At 33.0% G+C, this 8298-nt stretch carries 6 protein-coding genes; 1 reads left to right on the forward strand and 5 read right to left on the reverse strand.

The genetic code is table 11. The annotated features are described in order from the left end of the window. Window positions 1–135: 135 nt before the first annotated feature. The 4 genes from A9G38_RS03910 to A9G38_RS03925 form a co-directional block, all read right to left on the reverse strand. Entirely contained in the window at window positions 136–519 is a 384-nt protein-coding gene (locus A9G38_RS03910; protein WP_034910600.1) for a hypothetical protein, read from the reverse strand. Window positions 520–912: 393 nt separating this feature from the next. Continuing rightward, window positions 913–2373 (reverse strand): DASS family sodium-coupled anion symporter, encoded by a 1461-nt coding sequence (locus tag A9G38_RS03915; protein WP_034910597.1) that lies wholly within the window; start codon window positions 2371–2373, stop codon window positions 913–915. A 258-nt stretch (window positions 2374–2631) separates the two neighbouring features. After that, the gene (locus A9G38_RS03920) at window positions 2632–3549 is read right to left on the reverse strand and encodes an FAD:protein FMN transferase (protein ID WP_218056489.1); all 918 of its coding nucleotides are present in this window, start codon (window positions 3547–3549) and stop codon (window positions 2632–2634) included. 77 nt (window positions 3550–3626) lie between these two features. Then, a complete protein-coding gene (locus tag A9G38_RS03925; protein ID WP_034910591.1) occupies window positions 3627–6398 on the reverse strand; it encodes a flavocytochrome c in 2772 nt (923 codons plus the stop codon). 522 nt (window positions 6399–6920) lie between these two features. On the opposite strand from A9G38_RS03925, the gene A9G38_RS03935 reads away from it, so the two are divergent. Next, window positions 6921–7973 carry a dihydroorotate oxidase gene (locus A9G38_RS03935; protein WP_034910586.1) on the forward strand — a complete coding sequence of 351 codons (1053 nt, stop codon included), beginning with the start codon at window positions 6921–6923 and terminating at the stop codon, window positions 7971–7973. A 177-nt stretch (window positions 7974–8150) separates the two neighbouring features. Here A9G38_RS03935 and A9G38_RS12770 read toward each other — a convergent pair whose 3' ends face one another. Next, window positions 8151–8288 carry a DUF454 family protein gene (locus tag A9G38_RS12770; protein ID WP_176713245.1) on the reverse strand — a complete coding sequence of 46 codons (138 nt, stop codon included), beginning with the start codon at window positions 8286–8288 and terminating at the stop codon, window positions 8151–8153. Window positions 8289–8298: the final 10 nt, after the last annotated feature.

The following is an 8298-nucleotide window of genomic DNA, read 5'->3' on the forward strand; positions in this document are numbered from 1 at the left end:
AATAAATTATTAATTATTAATAAAAATGCATATCAAACCAACTCCACTATTCTATATAATAGCCATTATTATACCTAAAAATAAGGCGCTTTGTAGTGCCAATAAATTTTATACTGCACAAAAAATTTAGTAATTCTATAAATAATTTTGATATTTTAATTTTCTTATTATAGGTGTTAATGTAAAACAATCTGTTAATGGTGCACTATCTAATGCCCAGTAATTAATTAAATCCTCATAATTCTTATAATTGTTAAAAAGAATATTTAAAACCTTTTGAATAACTTTATCATTAGGGTTTAATCCCGAAGAAATTAAATCGTTACAAACATCAAGAGATAAAATCATTAATTCTTTTTTTTCTATTGAAGAATATCCATTATATAAATATGCAAAAATATATTTATTTAACCAATATTTTGTTCTATATTGATCTGGTAACTCATAAGCCCAATCCTGAGTAAATCGATCGCCATATGGCAAATTAAGGTCATCACATAATTTTTTAATTATTTGCATGTTATCCTCAAATTTTCAATTTAAAAATGATGAATTAAATGGAGTTGATATTCGTACTGATGCATCAAATTTCACAACTGTTCTTGCCATATCAAGGGAAATATTATCTCACTAAATAAATAGTCTCTTTTTTCTCTACTCATATTTTTACTAGATGACCATGATATTTAGTCAGCTTATCCAAATAGCGGATAATTATTGGTAAGCTGACCGCAATATCAATACCTAACACTTCACAATTAAAGCCATTTTATTACATTGAATGTTCTGAAATGACGTTAATTTCTACTACCATCACTTATAAAATTCATTGATTAACATTCACAGTACCAATAACTTTTTTAATGATTCAAGGTGGAATATGTATTATTTTAGAGGATAGTTACATAACAATTAATCCAGACCTATTATCTTCCACCATAAAATTCCAACAGTAAATACGATAATTAGATTTACAACACTACAAATAAACCCAACTTTCCACCAAGTTTTTACTGGTACAAAACCTTCGGCAAATAATAGTGGATTTCGAGCATTGGCAAACTGTGTAATTGATCCAAAGTAGTTAGTACAAATAACCAACGCAAAAATTGCAGTTAGAGTTGGTACACCTAAGGCAATAGCGATCGATAGGAAAACGGGAAATAATGCAGCAATATGAGCATTTCCACTTGCAAAGAAATAATGTAAATAAACATAGGCAACACACAAAATAACTAATACTAATACCCAACTACTTTCACCTAAATGACCTTGTACAGCTCCACCTATTGTGTCCCCTAACCATTTTGTTACACCAAGTTTATTAACTTGCCCCGCCATCATAAGTAATGCCGCAAACCAAATTAATGTGTCCCAGGCAGCTTTTTCTCCTTTTATATCATCCCAGCTTAATACACCAGTTAAGATCAAAATAGTTAAGCCAATAAACGCAGTAGTTGTTGAATCAATACCGAAATTTTTACCAAAAATCCAAAGCGCTAACAAAAGTACAACAGTAACGCCCATAATAATTTCTTTAACAGTAATTACCCCCATTTTCTTTAATTCTTCAGCAGCTAATTCTGGCGCTTCCGGTGTTCTTTTTAATTCTGGATTAGTCAGAAAGTAAACCACCAAAGGTATCACAACGAATGAAACTAAACATGGCCCAATTGCTGCAACAAACCATTGCCCCCACCCTAATGTAATACCTAGTGATGTTGTAACTAATTTAGCGGCTAATAAATTTCCTGTAAATGCCGTTAGAAACATTGCCGAGGTGATATCATTTACATGGCTAATAGTTAGCATTAAAAAAGTACCTATGCGATTTCTTGATTCATCTTTAGGATTGGATTTAAAATTGATTGCTAGTGCTTCCGCTATTGGATAAATAACACCGCCAGCACGTGCTGTTGTACTTGGAATAGCTGGTGCCAATGCAATATCAGTAACGGATAAACCATAAGCAAGTCCTAAGGTATTTTTACCCAAAATTTTAACAAGATAATAGGCTATACGTTTACTTAAACCTGTTTTGATAAACCCACGAGCGATCATAAAGGCAATAACAATTAACCAAATAAGACTACTATTTAATTCGCTTAATGATATTTTTATTGACTCAGTCGCTGTTGTTGCACCAGATGGCCTCAATACAGCAAAAACAGTAATCGCTAATAAACCAACTGCACCAATTGGCATTATTTCGGCAACAATACTGGCAATTGTTGCAACAAAAATGATGCTGGTTTGCCAACCTTCTTGACTAATACCTTCAAGTGGAGGTACAAACAACCAAAATATCGCTGAAATTACCACAATAATGATAAGTGGCAGCCATTTTACTGGTGGTTTCTTTACTACGCTCATAATATTTTCCTTTTTAACTTAAATATTATTTAATTTATAAGATTTAATTCAGTTACAATAATACTATTCTTTGTTTGGCTATTATTTATAATTGCTCATGTTTGCATAATCAAAAAAATTCAATAAAATCAATAATCCACCTGAATGTTTTTAGTGAACATAATTATATATTAAGTCATTTACACAAAAACAGAACTCATAAAAAAACCAATAAAATTATATCATTAACTAAAATTGTGTTTATTGCAAATTGAATAATTAATCTATTTTTATAGTGTATTGAGTATCTGTTTTTTGAAAACTAAAGTTATCAGGATTTATTAATGCTATAGTTTTATTTTTTAGCAAAAATATGGCTGATAAATTTTGATTCTTTCGCAAATACGCCGTACTTTTCTCAATCCCCCATCCATAAAAAACAGTCGAATAAATATCGCCTTCCAATGAAGAATCTGAAATTATTGTCACACTTTCAAGTTCGTTGTCCAACGGATAGCCTGTTTTGGGATTAAATATGTGATGATAAAGTTTATTATTTTGCATAAAAAAGCGTTCATAAATTCCCGATGTCACAACTGATTTATTTTTAACTTTAATAACCCCAGACAGCTCATCACTAGTTGAAAACGGTTTTCTTAATCCTATATTCCAATAGCCACTTTGTTCTGTTAAACACTCACCTAAAGTTAATACATTTCCACCTAAGTTAATAATACCTTGATACACTTGATTTTCGAGTAAAACCAATTTGACGATATCAGCAATATACCCTTTAGCAATTGCACCTAAATCAATTTTCATTCCAGTTTTTTTTAAAAAAACGGAATGTGTGTTTGTATCAAGTTCGACATTTTTAGGATCAATTAACAATAGTTGTTGTTTTATTAATTCAGCAGATGGTACTTGATAACCTTGGAAACCAATCTTCCAAAGCTTAACTAATGGGCCAATAGCAAAATTAAAGCAACTATTGAAATACAGACTGACTTTTTGAGCTTGTTCAATTAGGGAAAAAATAGGTCGACTCACTGTCACTGGGTGTTTACCCGCAGCTAAATTAATTGACATAACTTCTGAAAATAGCCGGTTAACAGTCAATTTATCCTCAAGCATTTTTATAATTTGAAAAACAGTGTGTGCAACGGCTTCATTTGGCTCTAAAAGCGTTAATGACACCGTTGTTCCCATTAAAGTTTGAGAATATTCATATCTCGAACATACCATATTAAACAAGCTCAGCTAGTTGTAATAATTTAATTTTTAATATAATCAGCAGCCTTTTTACCTGCTTGTCTACCAAAAATAATGATATCAGCAACAGCATTGCCACCAATACGGTTAGCACCATGTACACCGCCAACAACTTCGCCTGCGGCAAAGACCCCTTGGATGATATTTTTATTAGCATCTAGGACTTGTGTTTGGGTGTTGATTGTCACTCCCCCCATGGTATGGTGAACGCCCGGTGCGATCTTTATTGCATAGAAAGGACCTTTTTCTATTGGATGACGTATACCTGTTGTTCGGCCAAAATCCTCGTCTTGTTTGGTAATAGCAAACTGATTATAACGCTTTACTGTTTTAGTTAATTTATTAGTATCAATTGATAATTTTTGTGCTAATTCTTCAATGGTATTTGCTTGTGATACAAGTTCATTTGAAACATATTCTTCCACTGCTTTGTTTTCATTACGGACTTGTTGATCAAATAAGATATAAGCATAGTGCTCAGGTAATTTTATAATCTCAGCTGAAACTTTATCCCTTGTATCAAGTTCATTAACGAATCGTTGACCATTTTGTGATACAAGTATTGCGCCTCCACCTCGAATCGATTCAGATATTAAATAAGATGTTGTTTGTTCAACCGTTGGGTGGATTTGAATCTCTCCCATATCAACGGTTCCTGCACCAAGTTTTTCCAATAACATAATGCCTGAACCAGTAGCACCTTTGTGATTAGTGGTGACAAAACCTTTAAGATCGGGTCGATATTTTTCAACCATTGTGGTATTGGCACTAAACCCACCAGTTGCAATAATAACTACTTTTGTTTTTATTACGTGATTTGAGCCATCTTCTTCTGAAACTTTAACACCAACCACTTTATTATTTTCTGTCATAATTTCAGTAACTACAGTATCAAGCATAACATCAATACCACGCTTATTGATGTTTTTAACTAGACCACTAATTAAGAAACCACCTACTGCAGCACCACTTTCAGGACGGTGAGTTCGATCAATACTCATTCCACCAGTTGTTGTAATACCACTTAATTCAATACCATTTTCATCTAACCAATCAATGGCATTTGGTGCATTTTCAACAAAATAATGTAATAAATCAGGGTTATTTTTATTTTTTCCGCCTGTCATCGTTTCGTTATAAAAGAGTTCTTTACTATCTGTAATACCTTTGAGTTTTTGGAATTTGGTTTCTGCCGCATTCATACCAGCTGAAGCTTTATTGGTATTACCGCCAATTACAGACATTTGTTCAACAATAACCACATTTGCACCAAAATCATGAGCTTGGATCGCAGCAGTAAGCCCTGCACCACCACTACCAACAACCACAACATCAAAAGATTGGTCATTAGGATCACCACCTTCCGCAAGAATCGCTTCTTTGTTAGATTTGGCTATTGCTTTGGTCACAGCTTTTTTGAAGGCTTCGCATTGAGTTGTTGCGCCAGAAATGGTATCAACATGAGGGCTATTTGAATCAATAATTCTATTTTTAATGATCGAAAAATTATCTAGAACGTTACTATCAAACTCTTTAGCATTTACCAATTCCATGTCTTTTATAAAGTCTTTAGCTAATTCCACATTAATAAGGAATTCGTAAGATTCGTCATTAACTTTTTCTTGATAATTTCCCGGTTTGAATTTTTTAATATTAAGATTCACATCACGAATTAAACTTTCAACGAGAGAAAAATGCCATAGAGGTTCAGGGATATTCAGATCTTCACGTTTATCACTATTGATAAATAGCTCTAGTTTTTCACCTTTCTTTATGCGGCTAATCCAATCAGGATAAGCAATGCAAGCTCGACCAACCGCAACTAAGTCATAGCCATTGTCGATGGCACTATCCAAATCACTTTGGTTAACAACATTACCAACACCTACAACAGGAATTTTTGATAAAATTGGTGAACGCGTCGCAACAAATTTTTTAATTAATGGAGTTGGATCTTGAGTATCAACAATCGATGGTCTAAGCGTTGTTCCCATTGAGAAATGGACATAATCAAGCCCTTTTAGGGCCAATTTTTCAAGCAAATACATTGTGTCATCAAAACGAATGCCTGGAATTTCTAATTCTTCTGGAGAAAAACGATAACCAACGATAAACTCTGGGGATGCATATTGCTTTACCATATTATGAGTGATATCTAAGACGGCTAAAGGGAATTGAGTACGATTATCACGACTTCCCCCCCACTTATCATCTCGTTGATTTGAATTTGGTGAATAGAATTGTTGAATAAGATAAGTATTTGCACCATGAATTTCAACACCATCAAATCCAGCTTGGATAGCGCGTCGCACTGCTTGGCCAAATTTTTCTATCATTTCATCGACTTCATCAGCGCTTAGTGCTACTGGTGTTGCTGCACCAGGGCGTGGTGCTGCTATTGCACTTGGCCCCACAGGCGATTGTCCACCAATTAATTTTGGCTCAACCATTCGCCCTCCATGGTAAACTTGAATTACTGCTTTGGAGCCTTTTTCTTTGATTGCCTTCGCAATCTTTGCTAATCCTTCAATTTTGTCATCACTATCTAAACCAATTGCACCAGGAAAAGCTAATCCTTTATTATCAACAAATCCACATTCAACAATAATTGTCCCTATTTCACCAGATCGTACACGATAATATTCAATTAGATCTTGAGTAACTGAACCATCATAAAAACCAGAACAAGTTGTCATTGGGGCCATCATTATACGATTTTTTAGTTCAACGCCATTAGGTAGAGTTATCGGACTAAAAATATGTTCATTTTTCATTTTTATATACCTACTCACTAGTATTTAAACTTTTTAATTATGATAACATTAACAATAGTTACTCTCCACATGGATTATCTACATTAATAACAACAAGTATCATTTTTTAGACAGAAATTTTTTTAGTGTTATTAAGCAATTATAAAATTATCACGATAAATAGGATAAGGTCATGCTTATTTTGGGTATTTTAGAGAGATTATATTGTCGGATTTATGATTTAAAATCTAGAAAAAAATACTATAACCTTTTCATTTGGTTAAATATTTTTATGATTTTTATATTGAACTTTAATTTTATTCAGATAAAATGTGTACAAATTTACACAATAGAGAATAACTTAATGTCTTTAATTCCAATTGGCAGTTCTGAATCAACCCCATCTTTCTACTCTCTATTGTTCCTATTTCTTAATCCTCCTTATGGAGGATTTTTTTTGGGCTCTAAAACCTTATTCATTTTATTTTTATTACAACTTAATACCCAACTTCACTTTAAGAACATGCATGATCAGGAGATAGTATGGAATCTTTAACACCTTTTTATAATCCTTCTATAAGCTACGAAGATAATTATGCTCAAGGACCATTTGGGCTTTTTACACAATTAGATAAAGCTGAGCAAATCCCAACAAAATCTTCAAAATTTTTAAACCATGACGTTAATTTACCATTTGGTATACCGGCAGGTCCTTTATTAAATGCAAACTACATAAAAGCTGCATTTGCCTATGGATTTGATTTATGCGTATATAAAACAGTTCGAACAAAACTACATAAATGTCATCCATTACCGAATGTGTTATCAGTTCATCCTAAAGGTAAATTATCGTGTAATTTAGATACAGTATTAGCTGATACTGCTTACAATCAACCTCTATCAATTACCAACTCTTTTGGGGTTCCTTCTTTTTCTCCAGATATTTGGCAACCAGATATGGCTGATGCAGTAAAATCTGCAGGTCATGGGCAATATGTAATTGGTAGTTTTCAGGGGACGCAAAGCAATGAAGCAATAGAAAACGATTATGCTTTAGCTGCAAAATTAGTTAGAGAAACCAATGCGCCTATTCTTGAAGCAAATTTAAGTTGCCCAAACGAAGGAGCAAGTAAACTACTTTGCTTTGATATAGATAAAGTCGAACGCATTGTTAACGCTATTAAAACAGCTGTTCCTGATCGCCCACTTATTTTAAAACTAGCCTATTTCCCTGATGATGAAAGGATCGTTTCTTTATTGACTCGTGTCGGTTCTATTATCGACGGCTTAAGTACAATTAACACACTGTCCGCTAAACCAGTTGATGCTAAAGGTAATCCTGCCTTAGGTGAAAATAGAAAAGAAGGCGGTGTCTGTGGCAATGCAATTCGTTGGGCTGGTTTAGATATGGTAAGTAGATTAGCTAAATATCGAAAAGAAATGGATCTAAAATTTGTTATTGTTGGTGTTGGTGGTGTTAGTTCTAGTGAACATTATCGTCAGTTTATTGATAATGGAGCCGATGCTATCATGAGTGCTACAGGTGCCATGTGGAACCCAATGCTTGCTATAGAAATTAAGAAAAATCTTAAATAAAATTATTTACAGCTAGGCTCACATTTGTTACAGGGTAACTTACCCTGTAATTTTTTACTGCCTATATACCCTACTGCATTCTTAATTTTTCCTAAAATAATAAAATAAAAGGTATTTACAATACAATTAAAAACATTGCTAACATTTCAAACAAATTTATTTTTGTTGCTTTCTTTTTTATATATAAGTTTGATAGTAATGATTATCAGTAAAATAGCTATAAAGACGATCTGAGATATTGTTTAAAAAATAGGTCGTTAATAAATAAAAAAGCACTGTTGGTAGAGGTGGCACGAGAATACTAACTGTCCCCAATAAAAATAAA

Source organism: Gilliamella sp. Imp1-1 (assembly GCF_001690415.1).
In the GTDB taxonomy this organism is placed as follows: Bacteria; Pseudomonadota; Gammaproteobacteria; order Enterobacterales; family Orbaceae; genus Gilliamella; species Gilliamella bombi.